Origin of the sequence: Siccirubricoccus deserti, from assembly GCF_014283215.1 — a bacterium.
Taxonomy (GTDB): domain Bacteria; phylum Pseudomonadota; class Alphaproteobacteria; order Acetobacterales; family Acetobacteraceae; genus Siccirubricoccus; species Siccirubricoccus deserti.
Map to the genome: position 1 here is coordinate 254,192 of NZ_JACOMF010000002.1, position 19,204 is coordinate 273,395.

At 71.4% G+C, this 19,204-nt stretch carries 23 protein-coding genes; 7 read left to right on the forward strand and 16 right to left on the reverse strand.

Annotated features, from left to right (window positions below; all coding sequences use genetic code 11):
* Window positions 1–35 precede the first annotated feature (35 nt).
* Together murJ and trpS are read left to right on the forward strand one after the other, a co-directional pair.
* Window positions 36–1,586: a murein biosynthesis integral membrane protein MurJ gene (gene murJ, locus H7965_RS02875; protein WP_186769016.1), complete on the forward strand. Its 1,551-nt coding sequence runs from the start codon at window positions 36–38 to the stop codon at window positions 1,584–1,586.
* Between the two features lie 58 nt (window positions 1,587–1,644).
* Window positions 1,645–2,643 (forward strand): tryptophan--tRNA ligase, encoded by a 999-nt coding sequence (gene trpS / locus H7965_RS02880; protein ID WP_186769017.1) that lies wholly within the window; start codon window positions 1,645–1,647, stop codon window positions 2,641–2,643.
* Window positions 2,644–2,738: 95 nt separating this feature from the next.
* Here the strand turns inward: trpS and H7965_RS02885 are convergent, their stop codons facing one another.
* The 4 genes from H7965_RS02885 to H7965_RS02900 all read right to left on the reverse strand — a co-directional run bounded on the left by H7965_RS02885 (window position 2,739) and on the right by H7965_RS02900 (window position 5,409).
* Window positions 2,739–3,389 carry a M48 family metallopeptidase gene (locus H7965_RS02885; RefSeq protein WP_229682406.1) on the reverse strand — a complete coding sequence of 217 codons (651 nt, stop codon included), beginning with the start codon at window positions 3,387–3,389 and terminating at the stop codon, window positions 2,739–2,741.
* A 252-nt stretch (window positions 3,390–3,641) separates the two neighbouring features.
* Window positions 3,642–3,974 carry a cupin domain-containing protein gene (locus tag H7965_RS02890; protein ID WP_315898674.1) on the reverse strand — a complete coding sequence of 111 codons (333 nt, stop codon included), beginning with the start codon at window positions 3,972–3,974 and terminating at the stop codon, window positions 3,642–3,644.
* Complete coding sequence (locus H7965_RS02895; protein ID WP_186769019.1) at window positions 3,971–4,909, reverse strand: dihydrodipicolinate synthase family protein; 939 nt, start codon at window positions 4,907–4,909, stop codon at window positions 3,971–3,973. Before H7965_RS02895 ends, H7965_RS02890 begins: the two co-directional genes overlap by 4 nt.
* Window positions 4,906–5,409, reverse strand: coding sequence for a YcgN family cysteine cluster protein (locus tag H7965_RS02900; protein WP_186769020.1), 504 nt, complete (start codon window positions 5,407–5,409; stop codon window positions 4,906–4,908). The genes H7965_RS02895 and H7965_RS02900 overlap by 4 nt, the downstream gene beginning before the upstream one ends.
* 326 nt (window positions 5,410–5,735) lie before the next feature.
* On the opposite strand from H7965_RS02900, the gene H7965_RS02905 reads away from it, so the two are divergent.
* Together H7965_RS02905 and H7965_RS02910 are read left to right on the forward strand one after the other, a co-directional pair.
* The gene (locus tag H7965_RS02905) at window positions 5,736–6,416 is read left to right on the forward strand and encodes an AzlC family ABC transporter permease (RefSeq protein ID WP_186769021.1); all 681 of its coding nucleotides are present in this window, start codon (window positions 5,736–5,738) and stop codon (window positions 6,414–6,416) included.
* Window positions 6,406–6,726, forward strand: a complete 321-nt coding sequence (locus tag H7965_RS02910) for a hypothetical protein (RefSeq protein WP_186769022.1) — start codon at window positions 6,406–6,408, stop codon at window positions 6,724–6,726. The genes H7965_RS02905 and H7965_RS02910 overlap by 11 nt, the downstream gene beginning before the upstream one ends.
* Window positions 6,727–6,807: 81 nt before the next feature.
* Here H7965_RS02910 and H7965_RS02915 read toward each other — a convergent pair whose 3' ends face one another.
* From H7965_RS02915 to H7965_RS02925, 3 genes are all read right to left on the reverse strand, one after another.
* Complete coding sequence (locus H7965_RS02915; RefSeq protein ID WP_186769023.1) at window positions 6,808–7,344, reverse strand: DUF3576 domain-containing protein; 537 nt, start codon at window positions 7,342–7,344, stop codon at window positions 6,808–6,810.
* A 124-nt stretch (window positions 7,345–7,468) separates the two neighbouring features.
* Window positions 7,469–8,782 carry a porin gene (locus H7965_RS02920; protein ID WP_186769024.1) on the reverse strand — a complete coding sequence of 438 codons (1,314 nt, stop codon included), beginning with the start codon at window positions 8,780–8,782 and terminating at the stop codon, window positions 7,469–7,471.
* A 251-nt stretch (window positions 8,783–9,033) separates the two neighbouring features.
* A complete protein-coding gene (locus tag H7965_RS02925; RefSeq protein ID WP_229682407.1) occupies window positions 9,034–9,663 on the reverse strand; it encodes a thiamine phosphate synthase in 630 nt (209 codons plus the stop codon).
* 3 nt (window positions 9,664–9,666) lie between these two features.
* On the opposite strand from H7965_RS02925, the gene H7965_RS02930 reads away from it, so the two are divergent.
* Window positions 9,667–10,341 (forward strand): YggS family pyridoxal phosphate-dependent enzyme, encoded by a 675-nt coding sequence (locus tag H7965_RS02930; RefSeq protein ID WP_186769025.1) that lies wholly within the window; start codon window positions 9,667–9,669, stop codon window positions 10,339–10,341.
* 58 nt (window positions 10,342–10,399) lie between these two features.
* On the opposite strand, the gene H7965_RS02935 is transcribed toward H7965_RS02930, so the two are convergent.
* From H7965_RS02935 to H7965_RS02975, 9 genes are all read right to left on the reverse strand, one after another.
* Window positions 10,400–10,915, reverse strand: a complete 516-nt coding sequence (locus H7965_RS02935) for a L,D-transpeptidase family protein (protein ID WP_186769026.1) — start codon at window positions 10,913–10,915, stop codon at window positions 10,400–10,402.
* Between the two features lie 355 nt (window positions 10,916–11,270).
* Complete coding sequence (locus H7965_RS02940) at window positions 11,271–12,590, reverse strand: MFS transporter (RefSeq protein WP_186769027.1); 1,320 nt, start codon at window positions 12,588–12,590, stop codon at window positions 11,271–11,273.
* Between the two features lie 241 nt (window positions 12,591–12,831).
* Complete coding sequence (locus H7965_RS02945) at window positions 12,832–13,434, reverse strand: nitrile hydratase subunit alpha (RefSeq protein ID WP_186769028.1); 603 nt, start codon at window positions 13,432–13,434, stop codon at window positions 12,832–12,834.
* A gap of 55 nt (window positions 13,435–13,489) precedes the next feature.
* Window positions 13,490–13,819, reverse strand: coding sequence for an SH3-like domain-containing protein (locus H7965_RS31885; protein WP_186769029.1), 330 nt, complete (start codon window positions 13,817–13,819; stop codon window positions 13,490–13,492).
* Entirely contained in the window at window positions 13,816–14,109 is a 294-nt protein-coding gene (locus H7965_RS31890; RefSeq protein ID WP_186769030.1) for an SH3-like domain-containing protein, read from the reverse strand. The genes H7965_RS31885 and H7965_RS31890 overlap by 4 nt, the downstream gene beginning before the upstream one ends.
* Window positions 14,110–14,170: 61 nt before the next feature.
* The gene (locus H7965_RS02960; protein WP_222440437.1) at window positions 14,171–15,133 is read right to left on the reverse strand and encodes an SH3 domain-containing protein; all 963 of its coding nucleotides are present in this window, start codon (window positions 15,131–15,133) and stop codon (window positions 14,171–14,173) included.
* Window positions 15,134–15,225: 92 nt separating this feature from the next.
* Window positions 15,226–15,597 (reverse strand): DsrE family protein, encoded by a 372-nt coding sequence (locus H7965_RS02965; RefSeq protein WP_186769031.1) that lies wholly within the window; start codon window positions 15,595–15,597, stop codon window positions 15,226–15,228.
* Entirely contained in the window at window positions 15,594–16,421 is an 828-nt protein-coding gene (locus H7965_RS02970; protein WP_186769032.1) for a HesA/MoeB/ThiF family protein, read from the reverse strand. The genes H7965_RS02965 and H7965_RS02970 overlap by 4 nt, the downstream gene beginning before the upstream one ends.
* Window positions 16,422–16,617: 196 nt before the next feature.
* Window positions 16,618–17,574 (reverse strand): Bug family tripartite tricarboxylate transporter substrate binding protein, encoded by a 957-nt coding sequence (locus H7965_RS02975; RefSeq protein ID WP_186769033.1) that lies wholly within the window; start codon window positions 17,572–17,574, stop codon window positions 16,618–16,620.
* Between the two features lie 159 nt (window positions 17,575–17,733).
* Between H7965_RS02975 and H7965_RS02980 the strand changes: the two genes are divergently transcribed.
* Both H7965_RS02980 and H7965_RS02985 read left to right on the forward strand, forming a co-directional pair.
* Entirely contained in the window at window positions 17,734–18,750 is a 1,017-nt protein-coding gene (locus H7965_RS02980; RefSeq protein ID WP_186769034.1) for an amino acid ABC transporter substrate-binding protein, read from the forward strand.
* 88 nt (window positions 18,751–18,838) lie between these two features.
* Complete coding sequence (locus H7965_RS02985) at window positions 18,839–19,108, forward strand: hypothetical protein (protein ID WP_186769035.1); 270 nt, start codon at window positions 18,839–18,841, stop codon at window positions 19,106–19,108.
* Window positions 19,109–19,204: the final 96 nt, after the last annotated feature.

Below are 19,204 nucleotides of genomic sequence, written 5' to 3' on the forward strand. Positions count from 1 at the left end.
TCGCCGTGGTCGCCGTTCTGCTCTAGACCGCGCCGATGCTCAAAGGCGTCCTCACCGTCGGCGGCTGGACCATGGCCAGCCGCATTCTCGGCTTCGCACGCGACATGCTGATCGCCTCCCGGCTCGGCGCCGGGCCGATGGCGGACGCCTTCTTCGTCGCTCTCAAGCTGCCCAACCTGTTCCGCCGACTGTTCGGGGAGGGTGCCTTCAACGCCGCCTTCGTCCCCGCCTTCGCCGGGACCCTGGCAGTGCAGGGGCCGCGCGTCGCCCAGCAGCTGGCGGAGCGCATGGCGGCGCTGATGACCCTCTGGCTCAGCCTGCTGGTGGTGATCGGCATCCTGGCCATGCCGCAGCTCATGCGGGTGCTGGCGCCGGGCTTCGCCGACGAGCCGGCGAAATTCGCGCTGGCGGTGGAACTGACCCGGATCACCTTCCCCTACCTGCTGCTGATCTGCCTGACGGCGCTGGTCTCCGGGGTGCTGAACGGGCTGGACCGCTTCGCCGCCGCCGCGGCGGCGCCGATCTTCTTCAACCTGCTGTCCATGGCAGCGCTGCTGGTGCTGACGCCCTTCGTGGCGACCCCCGCGCATGCGCTGGCCTGGGGCGTGACGGTCTCCGGCGCCGTCCAACTAGGCCTGGTGCTCTGGGCCGCGGCGCGGGCGGGGATGGCGCTGCACATCCTCAGGCTGCCGTCGCTGGCGCCGGAGGTGCGGCAGGTGCTGCGCAAGATGGTGCCGGGGGTGCTCGGCGCCGGGGTGACCCAGCTCAACCTGGCGATCGACGTCATCATCGCCAGCTTCCTGCCGGCCGGCGCGGTTTCCTACCTCTACTACGCCGACCGGGTGGGGCAGTTGCCGCTCGGCGTCATCGGTGCGGCGGTGGGCACGGCGATGCTGCCGCTGCTGTCGCGGCAGGTGCGGTCGGGCGAGAGCCTTTCGGCGCACCGCACCATGAATCGGGCGGTGGAGCTTTCGCTGCTGCTCTGCCTGCCGGCGGCGGTGGGCCAGGCGGTGGCGGCGGAGCCCATCGTCACCGTGCTGTTCCAGCGCGGCGTCTTCGGGCTGGCGGAGGCGCAGGCGACGGCCGCGGCGCTCTCGGCCTATGCCATCGGCCTGCCGGCCTATGTGTTGGTGAAGATCTTCGCCCCCGGCTTCTTCGCCCGCGGCGACACCGCGACGCCGGTGAAGGTCGGGCTTGGCGCCGTGGCGCTGAACCTGGCGCTGAACCTGATCCTCACCCCATGGCTGTCGCATGTCGGCGTGGCGCTGGCGACCGCGCTTTCGGCCTGGGCGAATGCGCTGGCCTTGGGTGCGCTGCTGTGGTGGCGGGGGCATTTCCTGGCCGACCGGCGGCTGCGCCGGCGGGCGCCGCGGCTGCTGCTGGCGGCGCTGCTGATGGGCGGCGTGCTGCTGGCCCTGGGTGCCGTGCTGTTCCCGGCCGGGCCGGGCTGGCGCTTCGCCGCGCTGGCGGCGCTGATCGGTGCCGGCATGCTCTGCTACTTCGGCGCCGCCGTCCTGCTGCGGGTGCTGGACTGGCGGGAACTGCGCGGTCTGTTGCGCCGGCGGCGCAAGCCGGCGAAAGCTTGACCTGCCGGCCGCCACGGGGGATCACCCCCGTCGCAGCCAGCGAACCGGTACACCAGCCATGCAGCGCGTCTTCTCCGGGATCCAACCCTCCGGCATCCCGACCCTCGGCAACTACCTCGGCGCCATCCGCAATTGGGTGCCGCTGCAGGAGACGCATGACGCGATCTATTGCGTCGTCGACCTGCATGCCATCACCGTCTGGCAGGATCCGAAGCAGCTCGCCACCCAGACGCGGGAGATGGCTGCGGCGCTGATCGCCTGCGGGCTGGACCCGCGGCGCTGCATCCTGTTCGTGCAGAGCCATGTGCAGGCGCACACCCGGCTGGCCTGGATCTTCAACTGCGTGGCCCGGCTCGGCTGGCTGAACCGAATGACGCAGTTCAAGGACAAGGCCGGCAAGGACCGCGAGGCGGCCTCCTCCGGCCTCTATGTCTATCCGAACCTGATGGCGGCCGACATCCTGGCCTACAAGGCGACGCTGGTGCCGGTGGGCGACGACCAGAAGCAGCATCTGGAGCTCGCCAACGACATCGCCGAGAAGTTCAACCACGATTACGGGGTGGATTTCTTCCCGCACATCGACCCGCTGATCCAGGGCGTCGCCGCGCGTGTCATGTCGCTGCGCGACGGCACCAGGAAGATGTCGAAGTCGGATGCCTCCGACCAGTCGCGCATCAACCTGACCGACGACCATGACGCCATCGCCCTCAAGATCCGTCGCGCCAAGACCGATCCGGAGCCTCTGCCGGAGCAGGTGAACGGCCTGGAGGCCCGGCCGGAGGCGCGCAACCTGGTCGGCATCCTCGCTGCCATCAGCGGCACCCTGCCGGAGAACGTGCTGCGCGAGCATGGCGGCAAGGGCTTCGGCGCGTTCAAGGAGGTGCTGTGCGAGGCGCTGGTCGCGCATCTGGCGCCGATCCAGGGGGAGATGGCGCGGCTCCTCGGCGATCCCGCGGCGCTGGATGCGGCGCTGCGCCTCGGCGCCGAGCGGGCCGAGGCGATCGCCGACCCGATCGTCGCCGAGGTGGAGCGGCTTGTCGGCTTCCTGCCGCGCTGACGCTCTCCACGACATCGCTGCGCGCTTTCGTGGGGGGAGGTCCCTCACGATGGGCGCTTCGGCACGCCTGCCGCGGAAGGACGCCGGACGCCAGGTCAGCCCACCCGCAGCAGGGCCGGCCCGTTCGTGCGGAGCCATTCCACCGCGGCGTCGCGGTGGGGGGTGAGCTTTTCCACATGCGTCCAGAAGCGCGCGCCGTGGTTCAGCTCCTTCAGATGGGCAACCTCATGCGCCACCACGTAGTCGAGCACCCAATCCGGCGCCATCACCAGCCGCCAGGAGAAGGCCAGCGTGCCGTCCGGGGCGCAGCTGCCCCAGCGGCTGCGGGTGTCCTTCAGCCGGATCATGCGCGGGGTGACGCCAAGTAGCGCGGCATGGCCCGCCGCCAGCACGCGGATCCGCCGCTGCGCCTCCGCCCGGAGGAAATCCGCGGTCCGCGCCGGTACCGCCTCGGCTTCGCCCGGTACCAGTATGGCGCCAGGGGCCAGGCAGACCTCGCCGTTCGCATCCGGCACATGGCGAATGACATGCGGTGCGCCGCCGAGCGGCACCTCGGCACCGGGCTCCAGCGCGATATGCGGGGCGAGGGCGGCCAGCCTTCCCATCACCCAGGCGGCATGGGTCGCCAGCAGCGCCATCCCGGCACGGCGGCCGGCCCGCGGCGGCAGGGTCACCACCACCTCCCCGGCCCGGGCATCGATCCGCAGGCTGACCCGCCGGGCGCGGCGGGACCGGCGCCAGCGCACCGGGCAGGATTGAGCTGTGGCAAGCTCCCCCGCTGGGAGGGCCACGGTTTCAGCGTCACGCAATTCCATAACCCGGAAGATGGACCTTCGGGGCCGTCGGCGGCAACGGCTTGACACGCTTCGTTGCGGAACGGCCGGCAAACACTACCGTGGCGCGTCCCCGCCCGCGGGACGCCGCTCCCGGTCGTGCCTGGAGCGGCGGCGCGTCCCACCAGCCGAGAGGGTCGGTCGGCCTACCTCAGGCCGCCCAGGTCAGCCGGGCAGCCCCTTCACCTCGGTCTCGACGAAGGAGAGGGGGGCGGCGCCGGCATTGACCACATTGTGCTCGACCCCTGCGTCGCGGCTGTAGGCGACGCCGGCCTTCAGCTCGGCGGTCAGGGTCTGGCCGCCCGGCAACTCGATCAGCAGCGTGCCGTCGGTGACCGGCACCACCACATAGAGCCAGCCATGGCGGTGCCAGCCCGTCTCCGCGCCGGGGTTGAAGTCCCAGCGGGTGACCCGGACGTGCCCGGTATCCACCTGCACGGTCGCGGTCGCCGGCTCCCGGCAGCGCAGCGGCTCGGTGAAGCCGCCAGCTCCGCTCACTCCGCCGCGGCTTTCACTGCCAGCCCCGGCAGCGGCAGCGCCCCGGCGGCCTGCCAGGCGGCCCAGACCGCATCGGCCTGCGCCTTGTCCAGCTTGAGGTGCGGCGGGCGGATGGTGCGCCAGCCGTCATCTCCGGTGGAGCGGGCGATGATCTCGCGCAGCCCGGGGATCAGCGCGACGCTGGTCGCCGCCTTGCGGGTGGCGTTCAGCACCGCCTGCGCCTTGTCGGCCTCGGCCCCGGTGCGCTTCGCATAGACGATGCCGCCCCAATGGCTGTTGGCGTTGGAGGCCGCGGTGATGCAGCCCGCGCCGCCATCGGCCAGCATCTGCTGCAGGAACTCGTCCGAGCCGGAATAGACCTCGAACCCGTCCTTGGCGAAGTTGTCGGCCATCGCCTTCATGTTGGCGTAGACGCCGCTGCTGTCCTTCACCCCCTTGATGACGCCGGGGAAGGCCTTCAGCAGCCGGCCGATCAGGTCGAGGCTGAAGGGGACCGCCGATTGCTGCGGGAAGTGATACAGATAGAGCGCGATGCCGCCGCCGACCCGGTTCACCACCTCGGAGAAATAGGCGAAGAGCCCATCGTCGGAGGGGTTCTTGTAGTAGAAGGGCGGCAGCACCAGCACGCCGCGGCAGCCCTGCGCCTTGGCATGCAGGGTCAGCTCCACCGTGTCGGTCAGGCTGGCGCAGCCGGTGCCGGGCATCATCGCCCCGGCCGGGATGCCGCGGGCGATCAGCCCTTCCAGGATCGCCTTCCGCTCATGCAGGCCGAAGCTGTTGGCCTCCCCGGTGGTGCCGAGCACGCCGAGGCCGTTGCAGCCATTCGCCAGCAGCCATTTCGCATGCGCCGCCATCCGGTCCGGATCGGGCGAGAGGTCGGGCTTCATGGCGGTGAGCACGGCGGCGTTCACGCCACCGAACAGCGCGTTTTTCATGGGGCTGCGTTTCCTTCGGGGATCTCAGCAGGGGGCTTCGGTTGCCGCGCCTTCGGCCACATGCCGGGCCAGCGGACGACATGGTCTTCCAGCGCGCCGGCCTCGCGTTCCGGCACCGCGCGACCGCGCACCGAGGCACCGGAGCTATGCACCGTCTCCGGATCGCCGGACACCAGCGGGTGCCACCAGAACAGGTCGCGCCCCTCGGCCACCAGCCGATAGGCGCAGGAGGGCGGCAGCCAGTCCACCTGGGCCACCTTGGCCGGGGTCAGCTTGACGCAATCCGGCACATGCCGCTTGCGGTTGGGGTAGTCCTTGCACTGGCAGGAATGGGTGTCGAGCATCCGGCAGGCGACTTCGGTGAAGGCCAGCCGCTCGGTATCCTCGTCGCGCAGCTTGTGCAGGCAGCATCGGCCGCAGCCATCGCAAAGGCTTTCCCATTCCGCGCGGCTCATGCCGTGCAGCGGCTTGGTCTTCCAGAAAGGCAGGACGGCGGACACCTACCCAGCCTAGCCCGAATGGGCGCCGGCGGGAACCTGCCGGCGCCAACAGATCAGGTGTCATTAGACCAGGTGGCTGAGCGCGAATTCCAGCGCGACCACGAAGCCGATGAACCAGGTGATGGCGCCGGTGGTCAGCCGCATGTCCCGCAAGGGCGGATGGGAAGCGGTGCCAGAGGTCATGGCGGGCACTCCAGATGGGGGAGAGGAGGGTGAGATGCATCCTCCGCCTCGCTCCGCCGCGGCGCCAATGCGCAGAACCGATCCGCGGCATCCGCCGCACGGATGGCGCTTCCGGCCCGGCGTGGCAGGATGCGCCGCCTCGCATGCGGTACCTCATCCCCCTGCGCCCTGGCGCCGCCGCCGCCCTCGGCGCCCCGGCGATCGCCATGGCCGTCACCTTCCTCGCCTTCGGCGCCGCGGTCGCGGCAAGCGGCCTGGGGCTGGGCTGGGCAATCGGCGCCTCCCTGCTGGTCTATGGTATGGCCGGGCAGGTGGTGCTGCTCGGCGCCGTGGCGGGGCCGGTCGTCCCGGCGGTGCTGGGGGCGACGGCGGCGAATGCGCGCTTCCTGCCGATGGCGCTGGCGCTGGCCCCCTGGCTTGGCCCTCTGGGCTGGCGGCGCTGGCTGGCGCTGCCCTTCATCGCCATCACCCCCTGGGCGGCGGCGATGCGGGTGCTGCCGGGGCTGGCGCCGGAGCGGCGGCTGAGCTGGTTCCTCGGCTTCGCGCTGGTGTCCTGGATGGTGGCGGGGCTGGCGACGGCGGCCGGATTCCTGGCGGCGCCGCTGCTGGGGCCGACGACGCTGGCGGCGCTGGTCTTCGCCAATCCGCTGTACTTTGCCCTGCTGATGGCGGCCGACCTTGGCGTGGCGGGGCCGCGCCGAGCGATCCTCTGCGGTGTGGCCGCGGCGCCGCTGGCCCTGCTGCTGCCCCCGGCCTGGGGGCTGCTGGCGGCCGGGCTGCTGGGCGGCACGATGGCCTTCCTGCTTGGCCGCCATGGCCGCTGACCTCGCGCTGCTGCTGACCGCGGCGGCGATGCTGGCGCTGCGGGCCATGGGGCTGGCCGTGGCAGGCGCGCTCGGGCCACGGCATTGGCTGGTGCAATGGGCGGCGGCGGTCAGTCAGGCGACGCTTGCGGCCTTCGTCGCCCTGGCGGTGGTGGCGCCGGTCGGGGCGCTGGCGGGGGTGCCGCTGGGGGCAAGGCTGGCCGGGCTTGGCGCGGGGCTGCTGGCCTGGAGACTGCTGCGCGGGCGGCTGCTGCCGGGTTTGCTGGCCGGGCTGGCGGCACTGGTGGTGGTACGGGCGGGGTTGGGCTGACGGACGCCTGCCGGAGATCTTACGCGGGCGCCCGAGCGCTGGAGCGCTCAGGCCGGTCCGTGATCCGATCCGGGCGCCGCCTCAGCGCGCCGCGGACTGGCTCCGCAGCTCGCGTGCGCGGGCCAGCACCTTGTCCTCGAATTCGGAGTTGGTGGCGGCGGAGACCGGCGCGTCGACCCATTGGCCGCGTTCCTGCACCTGGCGGAACACCTGCACGCGCACGCCATCCGAGCGGAGCTGGCGGCCCATCACATAGGCCTGGGCGCGGAAGCGTTCGTTCTGCGAGGCTGGTGGGGCGTACCAATCGGTGATGATGGTGCCACCGAAGGGATCAGCCGATGCCAGCGGCATGAAGGCGAGGGTGTCGAGGGTGGCGCGCCAGAGATAGGCGTTCACCGCAAGCCCGCTCCCGCCGCCGGCGGCGGCGGCTTCCCGCTCCTGGCGTTCCTTGTCGACACCGAAGATCACCAGGCCGGAGGAGGCCCCGGACGGGCGGTTGCGGACGGAGGACCCCCGCCAGTCGCCATATTCGTCGTTCTGCACCAGCCGACGATTCTCGGCGGAACAGCCGGCCATCAGCGGCAGAACCGTGCAGGCGGCAAGGAAAAGGTGCTTCATGGCTTGCTTGACCACCGTAGGACGGGGATCGGTTAAGCCCGATCAGGCGGAAGCCGCAAGAGCGTGAATGGAAACGGGGCGGCGGATCGCTCCGCCGCCCCGCCCCATGGAGTTTCCTGGCGGATCAGAACGCCAGGCGGACACCGGTGAGGAACACGTTCGCCGACGCACGGTCGCGGAGGTCGTTGCCCGGAGCTGCGTTTGCCGCGGTGAAGCCCTGCTGCGGCGTGCCCGGCTCCTTGAACTCCTGGCGCACATATTCGGCGACCAGGTCGAGGCCCGGGGCCAGGCGGTAGTTGGCGCCGATGGAGTAGGCCCAGCGGCGCTGGCCGCGCGGGTTGGCATCGCTGCCCGAGTACTGGCCGGAGTACATGTTGGCGCCGATGCTGACCGGACCGGCGGTGTAGGACAGGCCGCCGAAGATCTGCGACATGTCCTTCGAGCCACGAAGGGTCGGGATGTAGAAGAAGTTGGTGTTGCCGAACATGTAGCCACCACCCAGGGTGAAGCCCATGTACGTCGCCTGCAGGCCGGCCTGGTAGACTTCCGGGTTGCGCAGGTTGCGGTTGATGTTGCCGGCCAGGTCGATGTTCTTGATGACCTGGGAGTGCATGCCACCGACAGAGGCCGAGAGGCCGACGCCGGCCAGCGACCCGCGCCAGCGCGCCATCCACTGCACCTCGTTCCGCCGGCCCGGCATGTCGTGCGAACGGCCATTGCCCTGCGGGTTGGTGATCGCCGTGACGCGGTCGCAGTTGGTGCTGGCGAAGCTGTTCAAGCAGCCCGTGTCTTCGCCCTCGCCCTCGTTCGGCGCGTAGGAGACGCCGACGTCGAAGCCGAAGAACTGCGGCGACAGGTAGACGATCTTCGAGTTGTCGCCGACGCCGCCCGGGGTGGTGCCGGTGCGGGTCGGGCGGGTCACGAAGCTCTCGAAGTCGCCGAAGACGCCGCCGGTACCGAAGTTGGACACCCAGCCGGTGTTCATCAGGCCGCCGAACGGACCGTCTTCGTCACCGAAGCGGATCTGGCCGAGGGTCGGCGAGGCGATGAAGGCGTACATCTCGTCGATGGCCGCGGTGGTCTTGCTCTGGACAGCGCGGCGGGCGCCGCCACGCACCGAGCCTTCCGCCGAGTCGAACTGCATCTCGACCACGGCGCCGTAGGTCAGGCCATTGGCCGTCTTGCCGTTGACGAAGACATGGATTTCGGCGTCGGTCGAGATGTCGGTCTTGCCGAGGCGGGCGGACTGGTTGGTGTTGCCAACGGCACTGTTCGCATCGTTCGCGCCGCCGTTCTGGGCGTTCATCGAGACGTTGGTCGGTGCCTGGCCAGTCTGCTGCGTATAGCCGAAGTAGGCGCGGAAATAACCACCGACGCGAACGGTCGGGGCTTGCTGCGCCACGGCGACGGCCGGCGCGAGAAGCGCCGCACCGACCACCGCGGTCGTGCCCAGAAGTAACTTGCGCATTCCATCCTCCTCACGCGCCGGGCACGCCCGGCTGTTCCCACGACCCGTTGCCCCCCTGAGGCAGGCAGCGCCCGATTGCCAAGAAGGCGGCTTCGGACGCACCTGGGTCTGCGGCGGACTATGGGGCAGCGGAACAAAGTCCGGCAACCGGCCTCATGCCTGTACCGCGACTTCGCTGAAACACTGTGGCGAGGACGCAACAGCCCTTTGATGCAGGGCGGTTACGCGAAGCCGCCGATGGCGGCCAGGCCGGCGGTCCGGGCCGGAAGCCGCCCGGCATTCCCCCCCGCCACGCCGCCGAGCGCCACTGCCGGCCGGCCGCCGCGCGCCGCCAGCGCGGCCCAGCGCAGCGGCCCCAGCGCCGGCGCCCCTGGATGGCTCGCGGTGGGGAAAACCGGCGAGAGCAGCACGGCATCGGCGCCGAGCCGTCTGGCCCGGGCCAGCCCGGCCCGGCCATGCGCCGCCGCCAGCAGCACCAGGCGATGCCGCCGGCGCGCCGCCAGGAAGGCCGGCAGGCCGGTGGTCGGCCGGCGGTCCGGCAGCAGCAGCCCGGCGCCGTGGCGCAGTGCCAGCCGTCCTTCGCCGGCCACCAGCAGCAGCAGGCGGCGGCGCCGCGCCACCGCCGCCAGCCCGGCCAGCACCGCCGGCGCCAGGTCGCGCGCCACCACAGCGGCGCCGGGCGGCAGCCGCGCCGCCGCCGCCCGTGGGTCCGGCAGCCGCCGCGGGTCCGACAGCAGCCAGAGCCCGGGCAGCCGCCAGGGCCAGCGCAGCCGGCCGGTCACCCGGCCCCCGGCCGGCGTGCCGGGGCCGGCCAGCTTGAGCCGGCGGGCGGCAGCCTCTAGCGTCCGCACCGCATGTCCTCCACCGCATCCATTCCGGCCAGCCTCGCCCAGATCCGCGCCAGGATCGCCGAGGCCACCGACCGCGCCAACCGCCCGGCCGGCAGCGTCACCCTGGTCGCCGTCTCGAAGACCCATCCGGCCGAAGCGGTGGTGGAGGCGCTCCGCGCCGGGCAGGCGGTGTTCGGGGAGAACCGGGTGCAGGAGGCGGCGGCGAAATTCCCCGCCTTGCGGCCGGATTGGCCGGCGCTGCGGCTGCACCTGATCGGCGCGCTGCAGACCAACAAGGCGCGCGAGGCGGTGCGGCTGGCCGATGTGATCGAAAGCCTGGACCGGCCGCGGCTGGCCACCGCCCTCGCCGCGGCGATGGCGCAGGAGGCGCGGCGGCCCGCGGTGCTGGTGCAGGTCAATGTCGGCGACGAGCCGCAGAAGGCCGGCGTCCCGCGTGCCGAGGCGGCGGATTTCCTGCGCGCCTGCCGGGAAGAGCATGGGCTGCCGGTGACCGGGCTGATGTGCATCCCCCCGGTCGAGGGCGACCCGCGGCCGCATTTCGACTGGCTTGCCGGGCTGGCGGCGCGCCATGGGCTCGGTGTGCTGTCCATGGGCATGAGCGCGGATTTCGAGGCGGCGATCGCCTGCGGTGCCACCCATGTGCGGATAGGCTCGGCGATCTTCGGCAGCCGCGGCTGACGCGGGCCCCGCGCGCCGGTGGAAACACGACAAAGGCCCATGAGTCAGGTCTACGAGATCATGGATCGGCCATCACCGTGAGTCCGGTCAGCTGGGCGAGCACTGCCCGCATATCGCGTTCTGTCAACGCGATGCAGCCATCGGTCGGCGCCAGATCGGGCCGGGCAAGGTGAAGAAAGATGGCGCTGCCCCTGTTCCGGATAACCGGCGTGTCATTCCACCCCAATACACCAATGATGTCGTAGAGCCCGTCCTCCCGCCACAGCGCCTCGTGCCGTGCCGGGTGCGGCAGGCGGATATGGCGGTTGTAGTCGGCATGCGCGGGGTCGTCGCACCAGCCATCCTCGGGCGCCAGCGGCTCGACCGGCACTAGGCAGGCGGGCCGTGCGACGCGGTCGGCCCGATAGAACACCCGGCGCAGCGGCAGCGCGCCGATTGGGGTGGCGCCGTCGCCTTCCGCCTTGTCGGGGCGCAGCCCGCCGCAGCCCAGGGCGCAGCGCCAAGCCTCGCGGCCCAGCCGCAGCACACGGTCCGGCCCGACCCGCGCCCAGCCCTGGTCAGCGGCAATGCTCATGCGTTCCCCTTCGAAGGCATCGCCGCCATCGGCATGATAACGGCTTCATCACAATAGAAATTACCGTGCTTTCACGATTTTGTGCTTCTCACGCCGCCGTGAAAAGAGTAGATTGTATGCGTTCAGGCGATGCCTTGGACGTCTCCTCCCAGTGATCTCTTGCCGCAGCCTGGGGCTGGGTTCCAGATCACCACTTGGGGCCGATGGGAAACCATCGGCCCCCTTTTTTTGCCTGATAACGGACCTGAACGCCGGCACCTTCAGCTTTCCTCAAGCGCCGGCGCAAATCTTCGATCTGCCTGGTTCGTGCCACTGGGCACGGCGCGTAGAAGGGCGTTCGGGCCGGCCCGTTGCCCTACCGCCGCGACAGGCTGAGCGCCCCCGCCGCCATGGCAAAGCCGATGCCGGCCATCAGTGCCACCCGCGGCCCCGAGAACGCTCCATCCGGCCCCGCGAGCTGAAAGCACAGCGCCACCACCGTGGTGCCGAGCGTCGTTCCCAGCAGCCGCGCCGTCGCCTGCATGCCCCCGGCGCTTCCGCTGCGGGTCTTCGGCGTGGAACCGATCATGGTGCGGTTGTTGGGGGTGGAGAAGCAGCCGAAGCCAGCGCCGCACAGCGCCATTGTCGCCCCCAGCAGCACCACCCAGCCGACCACCGGCAGCACGGAGATCAGCAGCAGCCCGCTCGCCAGCGCTGCCATGCCGGCGGTGCAGAGCAGCGCCGTCGGCACCCGGTCCGAGAGCCTGCCGGCCAGCGGCGCGGCGATCGCCATGCCCAGCGGCCAGGGCGTCATCACCAGCCCGGTCTCCACCTGGCTGAACCCGGCCGACTGCAGCAGGAAGGGGAGCGAGACGAAGCTGGCGTACCAGGCGCTGAAGGCGCAGACCGAGGCCAGCACCGAGATCGCAATCACCGGGATCCGCAGCAGGTCCACCGGCAGCAGCGGCGCCGGCCGCGACAATTGCCGCCGCACCAGCACGAAGCCAGTGGCGAGGCCGCCGGCCATCAGCACCATCGCCGGCACTGGCGCATGCAACACCAGGCCGAGGCCGAGGAAGAACAGCCCGAGGGCCAGCACGTTCAGCCCGGCGCTTGGCCAGTCGAAGCGGCGGTGCGTGCCGGGGTGGTTGGGCAGCGCCCGCAGCCCGATGACGATGCCGAACAGGCTGACCGGCACGTTCACCGCGAACAGCACCGGCCAGGGCGCCACCGCCAGGATGGCCGCCGCCAGGCTCGGCGCCGAGGCGCCGGAGACCGCCACCACCATGGCGTTAATGCCGAGCGCCCGGCCGAGCTCCCGCGCCGGGTAGGTGTGGCGGATCAGCCCTGCCGTCAGGCTCATCACCGCCGAGGAGCCGAGGCCCTGCAGGATGCGGAAGCCGAGCAGCGCCTCGAAGCTGCCGGCCAGCGAGGCGCCCAGCGCGGCCGCCGCGAACAGCAGGAAGCCGGCCAGGAACACCCGGCGAAAGCCGAGCGATTCACCGAGCGAGGCCAGCGGCAGCAGGGTGGTGACGACGGTCAGCTGGTAAGCGGTCAGCAGCCAGGTCGCCGAGGCGGGCGGGATGCCGAGGTCGCGCGCAATGCCCGGCAGCGCCACGTTGAGCATGGAGCTGTCCAGCACCGTCATGGCGATGGAGGTGGAGATCGCCACCACCGCAAGCACGCGGCGGGGCATCGGCAGACCATCCTGGTCGGCAGGCAGGGCCACGCGATGCTACCCGTGGAAGGACGGCGGGGTTGCATCGGGGCCGGGCGTAACGCCGGCGTGCCGGCGCCGCGCGCGCCGCAGGGCCGCGACCGCGCCCAGGCCGCGAAAATCGCCGATGGTGCTGATGCCGTCCTCCCGCAATCCTTGGGCATCGCGCGGCCCAGGATGGCGCAATGCCGAGCTGATCCGCCGCAGCGGCGACCGCAGGCTACTCGGCGGCGAGGGCCGTCGGCACCTGCGGCAACGCAACCCCGACCAGCGCGTCACGCGTGACCAGGGCGGCGAGCCGATCCTCCGACCAGCCCTCGGTCCCGGCGGGGCGCAGCGGCAGGACCATCCAGCGGTAGTCGGCGGTGCTGTCCACCACCCGGAGCCGGGTGCCGGGCGGCAGGGTGGTGCCCCATTCCGCCAGCACCGCCCGCGGCTCCCGCACCGCGCGGGAGCGGTACTCGAAACTCTTGTACCAGCTCGGCGGGTAGCCGAGCACGGCGCGCGGGTAGCAGGAACAGAGGGTGCAGACCACCAGGTGGTGGAGGGTGGGAGTATCCTCCAGCACGCCGAGCGGCGGGGCGCCGGCCATGGAAACGCCCATCTGCTCGGCCGCCGCAGCACCGTCGCGCAGCATGAGGGCGCGCCATTCCGGGTCAAGCCAGGCGCGGGCGACCATGCGGGCGCCGACCTCGGGGCTCGCGCGGTCGGTGCTGGCCTGCCGCGCTGCCAGCTCCGCTTCGGAGACGAGGCCCCTGGCGGTCAGCGCGGCGATCAGGCGTTCCAGATGGGCGATGGATTGCGGGCGGGCGGGGGCGCTCATGCAGCCCTCCGGTCGCTGGAGCGCCGCATGGTGCGGAGGCGTGAATCGGCGGGCATCATGCCGCTTGCTCCTGGGATTCCAGTGGTTCCAGCCAATGCTCGAAGATCTCGACCAGCAGGCTGTCGCCCGGCGCGCCCTCGTTCCAGATCGGTGGCTGGTCGAACAGCACATGGTACAGCGCGCGCTTCGGTGCCGGCCGGGCGAAGGCAAGGTCCTCGGGGTTGGCGAAGCTGCCGAGCACCGCCTGCACCGTGCCCAGCCGCCCGCGCAGGTAATGCGGCGTGCGGATATGCGCCGAGGGCAGGCCGTTGGGCTGCGGCCGCTGTTCCGGCCAGTCGTATCTCACCCGGACGCGGTCACCCGGGGCGAAGCGCGCCTCGGTCATTTCAGCTCCTCCGGGGTCACGACGCCCTTCTCGATCAGCAGGCTGGTGATGCTGGTCAGCCAGCGCTCGTAATAGGTGAGGGAGAAGTACTCCTCCTCGGGGATCGCCTCGATCCCCCGGCGCAACTCGTCCACCGTCATCATTTTCTTCTGCGCCAAAATCTGGCGCAGCGCATCGACCCGCTTGCCGAAGGCATCCGGCGGCGCCTCGTCGTGCTCCACCGGGGTGCAGCGGAAGCGGCTGAGGCCGCCGATGTCATGGATGGCGGGGGTGGGTTCGACGTCGCTCATGCGGCGAGGCTAGATCAGGTTCGGGGGCGGCGTCCACGCCTGCCCGCCGGTATGCGGCCGGTCACTTCACCTCCTCATCCCCGGCCACGCCGAACAGCTCGTTGCGCCTGATCCAGCCGCGATAGTCGGCGACCTGCACCTCGCACCATTGCTCGCCGGCCCCGCAATGGCGCACCCGGCCGATGACACCAGGGCGCAGCCGGGCGACCTCGGCGGCGCCCTCTTCCGGCGCGCGGCGCATCACCCGTTCATGGCCCTGTACCAGGAAGGTCCGGCGGCTGGTGAGCAGCGGCCGCTGGACCCAGCCCTCGGTGCCCTCGGAATCGCGGATGCGGCGCCAGTTCTGGTGCTCATCGACGATCTGCACCGGCAGGTCCTTGCGCTGGTAGGTCCATTCGATCGGGTAGCGGAGGTCCGGCCCGACCCGCAGGTTCACCTGGTTGGAGCCGAGGGCCGCGAAGCGCGGCAGCGGCAGGCCGGTGGCGGTGCCGACCCGGGGGGTGGGGGGCGGTGGCGGCTCGGCCGGGCGGGCGGGCTCCGGCGGGCGGGCCACGGCGGCGGCGCCAGCCACGGCGGCAGCTCCGCCGACAGCGGCCCCGGCTGCGCGGCGGCGGGCATTGCTCCCCCCCGGCGGAGTGGCAGGCGGCGCATCCGAAGGCTGGGGCGGCTGGCCGACGCGGCGTGGCGCGCCGGAGCGGAGTGGCTTGATCACCGGCGCGGGGCGGGGCGTCGGCGCCGTCGCCTGGGGCGGGCGGGGGTTGGTGGCAGGCCGTGTCGCCGGTGGCGGGGCGGCGGCCCGCGGCGCAGTGGGCGAGGCTGGCCGGCGCGCCGGGGCCGCAGGGGCGGGCTCGGCCCCCCGCGGCGGGGTCGGCGGCGGCAGGCTGCCCGCCTGGCCGAGGCTGCTCTGCGCCAGTGCCGGCGGCGCCAGCACCAGCCACGCAAGCAGCGGTAGCCAGGCGGTGGGCGGGGAAATGAGTCGTGGGATCACCGGAAGGGCATCGCCCGAAAGGGCGATTTGGGTCAAGCACAGCCTGCGGTGTGATCATCCGATGCGGGATCAACCAGAGGTGTGGAGCAGGCGACCAGACACCAGGATCGGGGCTGCGGCGCCCGGCGCTACAGAGACAGCATCTGCCCTTCGCCCACTGCCGCCAGGAAGGTGGCCACACCAGCCACCTCCACCCCGGGCGCCAGGGCGCCGCCGGCCAATCCTTCGGCCCGCAGCCCCGCCTCGCAGGCGATGCGGCGCAGGCCGAGCTCCCCGGCCGCCTCCAGCAGTACCGCCAGGGTCGCGACGCCACGCTCCGCCAGCACCGCCTCCCGCGCATCCGCCAGCAGCGGAGAGGGGGCGAGAAACAGCCGGCAGCCGGCGTTGGTGGCGAAGAGGGTGACGTCGCGGCCGAGCGCGGCTGCTGCGGTCGCCATCACCAGCGCGTAATGCGCCCGCTCATGCCCGCCCGAGAGCAGCAGGATGCCAAGCGGCCTCATCCGGCGACGCAGACCAGCGGCGGCGGCGCGGCATGAGCCGAGAGGTCGCGGATGGTGGCCGCCTCGCCGCACAGGGCGCAGCCGGGATCGCGCCGCAGCTTCACCGTGCGGAAGCGGGTGTCGAGCGCATCCCACAGCAGCAGCCGGCCGGACATGCCCTCGCCGATGCCCATGATCTCCTTCAGCACCTCCGTGGCCTGCAGGGTGCCCATCACCCCGGTGACGGCACCGAGCACGCCGGCTTCCGAGCAGGAGGGCACCAGCCCGTCCGGCGGCGGTTCCGGATGCAGGCAGCGATGGCAGGGATGGGGCGGGCCGAGGTGGGATTTGTAGGTCGAGAGCTGCCCCTCGAAGCGCAGCACCGCGGCCGAGACCAACGGCCGGCCGAGCAAATGGCAGGCATCGCCCAGCAGGAAGCGGGTGGCGAAATTATCGGTGCCGTCGCAGATGATGTCGTAGCGCGGGATCAGCGCCCGGGCGGTTTCGGCGTCCAGACGGATGGAATGGGTCTCGACCCGCACCTCGGGGTTCAGCGCGGTCAGGGTCTCGGCGGCGCTTTCGGCCTTGTTGCGACCGATCCGGGCGGTGGCGTGGACCACCTGGCGCTGCAGGTTGGAAAGCTCCAGCGTGTCGTGGTCGACCAGCCCGATGGTGCCGACCCCGGCCGCCGCGAGATAGAGCGTCAGCGGCGCGCCGAGCCCGCCGGCGCCGATCACCAGCACCCGCGCCGCACGCAGCTTCGCCTGGCCGATGGCGCCGACATCCTGCAGCAGGATATGGCGGGAGTAGCGGTGCAGCTCGGCGTCCGAGAAGTCGAGGTCCATGGCAGGGATATGGGGCGGGCTTGAGGCCGGGTCCATCCTCCGGCCGGTGCGGAATTCCGTGCGGGTGCGGAAGAGCTGGCCCGCCCGGGCTTGGCCCGTGCATCCGGTTCCGCCGAGGCATCAGCAGCCTGGGATGGCCGGGTCAACTCCGGCCGTGACGGTTGGCGAACGCGCCCCCCGCTTTCCCAGCCGCCGATCAGTCCCGCCAGGGATGCGCCGCCCAGAGCTTTTCGTAATGCGTCTTCATCGCCACCAGCTCCGCCCGGTACTCGTCCGGCCCGAGGATGCGCAGCGGCAGGGCGAGTTGGGTCGCCACCACCTGCCATTCCGGATCATTCGCCGCCTTGCGCGCCGCATCCACGATGCGGTCCAGCACCGGGCGCGGCAGGCCGGCCGGGGCGGCAAGGCCGCGCATCGAGCCCTCCACCACGTCGAAGCCCTGTTCGCGGAAGGTTGGCACATCCGCCATCACCGGCCAGCGCGTCGTGCCCATCTGGCCGATCGGGCGGAACAGCCCCTGGCGGAAATCGCCGATCGCCTCGCCGATGTTGGTGACGGCGAGGTCGATCTGCTTGGCGATGGTCGCGGTGCGCACCGGAGCGCCGCCGGCGAAGGGCACGTGCAGGAATTTGGTGCCGGTCACCCGTTCCAGCGCCAGCACCGCCAGATGGTCGTCGGAGCCGATGCCGGAAGTGCCGTAGCTGACCTGGCCCGGCCGCTTCTTCGCTTCCGCCACCAGATCGGCGACATTGCGGATCGGGCTGTCCGGCACCACCCAGATGGCACCGGGGTCGTCCACGATGTTCAGCACCGGGGAGAAGTCGTCCAGCCGGAAGCGTGCCTGTGGCCGCTCGATCGGGATGGTGACGATGGTCGGGGTGTTGATGAAGCCGATGGTGTAGCCATCCGGCTTGCTGCGGGCGAGTTCGGTGAAGCCGATCTCGCCGGCGGCGCCGGGCCGGTTGGTGATCACCACGGGCTGGCCGAGGTACTTCTCCATGATCCGCGCCAGTGGCCGCGCCGCGATATCGGTGCCGCCACCGGCCGGGAAGGCGATGACCATGGTCAGCGGGCGGTCGGGATAGCTCTGGGCAATCGCCGGGCGGGCGAGGGGAATGCTGGCCATCCCGGCAAGCAGGGCGCGTCGCTGCATGAAGCTCCTCCCGATGGCCGCTTGTTGTTGCGGCATCCTTGCGGTGGATCGGACCATAACGGGCGCGGCCGCGCAACCGGGCGGTCATCGGATTGGGCTGGCGGCGTCCCCGGCGTCCCGGCATGCTCGATCCGGTTGCGGCATGGCGGGAGGCTGCGGATGCGTCGCTGGATGGCCGGGCTGCTGATGGGGCTGGGGTGGGCAGGGCTGGCCGGCATGGCGCAGGCCGGCACCACGCTGGATGCGGTGCGCCGGAATGGGGTGGTGCGCTGCGCCGTCTCCACCGGGCTTGCCGGCATGTCGCAGCCGGATGCCCAAGGCCTCTGGCGCGGCTTCGACACCGATATCTGCCGCGCCGTCGCCGCCGCGGTCTTCGGCGATGCCGGCAAGGTGCATTTCGTCCCCACCACCGCCGCGACGCGCTTCACCGCGCTGCAATCCGGCGAGGCGGACATGCTGAGCCGCACCACGGCGCTGACCGTGGCGCGCGACAGCCAGCTCGGGCTGAGCATCACCGTGCCGCATTTCTTCACCGGCCAGGGCGTGCTGGTGCATCGCCGCCTCAACATCACCCGGGCGGAGCAGCTGGACGGCGCCACCTTCTGCGCCACCCAGGCCAGCGAGATCGAGCGCAACCTGGCGGATTGGGCGCGGCAGAAGAACCTGCGCATCAGCACCATCCCCTTCGACACCCCGCCCACCATCCTGCAGGCCTTCCTGGCCGGCCGCTGCGACGCGATCAGCAACGACATGATCAATCTCTCGGGCAACCGCACCGCGGCGCCTGACCCGGATGCGCTGGTGCTGCTGCCCGACATCATCTTCAAGGAACCGCATGGCGTGCTGGTGCGGAACGGCGACCCGGAATGGGCTTCGCTGACCCGCTGGGCGGTCTTCGCGCTGATCCAGGCGGAGGAGATGGGCCTGACGCGGGAGAATGTCGCTCGTATCCGGGAGACGACGCAGGACCCGAAGATCCGCCGCTTCCTCGGCCTGACCGAGAATGTCGGCACCGGCTGGGGCCTGCCCGCGGGCTGGGCCTTCGAGGTGGTGCGGCAGGTCGGCAATTACGGCGAGGTGTTCGAGCGCGGCCCGGGCAAGGTGCTGGGGATGGAGCGCGGGCCGAACCGGCTGTGGACGGAAGGCGGGATGCTGATGTCCTGGCTGTGGCAGTAGCGACGGCCGCCGGGGCGGCGGCTCTTCTCCCGCGGATGTGCGCCCGGCCGCTGAGGTTCGGTATACTATTCCCGGAAATTCTCCGGAGATGCTCCGCATGTCGTTGCCGCGGGAAAAATCGGTTGAGGTCCTGGGCGTGCTGATCGCGCTGATCGGCTCGGGCGCCGGGGTTCTGGCGTACCTCAATGATGTTCATGTCTGGCCAGCCAATGGCCCGGGCGAGCCGGCCGTCACCGCGCCACCGCCCCTCCAGACGCCAGCGCCCGCGCCGCCCGCTCCCCAGACCACCTACGGCCCGAACTCGCCGAACATCAGCGGCGTGAACGGTCCGGTGAACCTGAATTACGGCAAGCCATGAGGCGGCCAGTAGGGGCCGGCTGCCTGGCTCTGCTCGCATTCCTGGCTCCCGCGGGCGACCTTCACGCTCAATCCCAGAGCACGCATGGCCGCAACA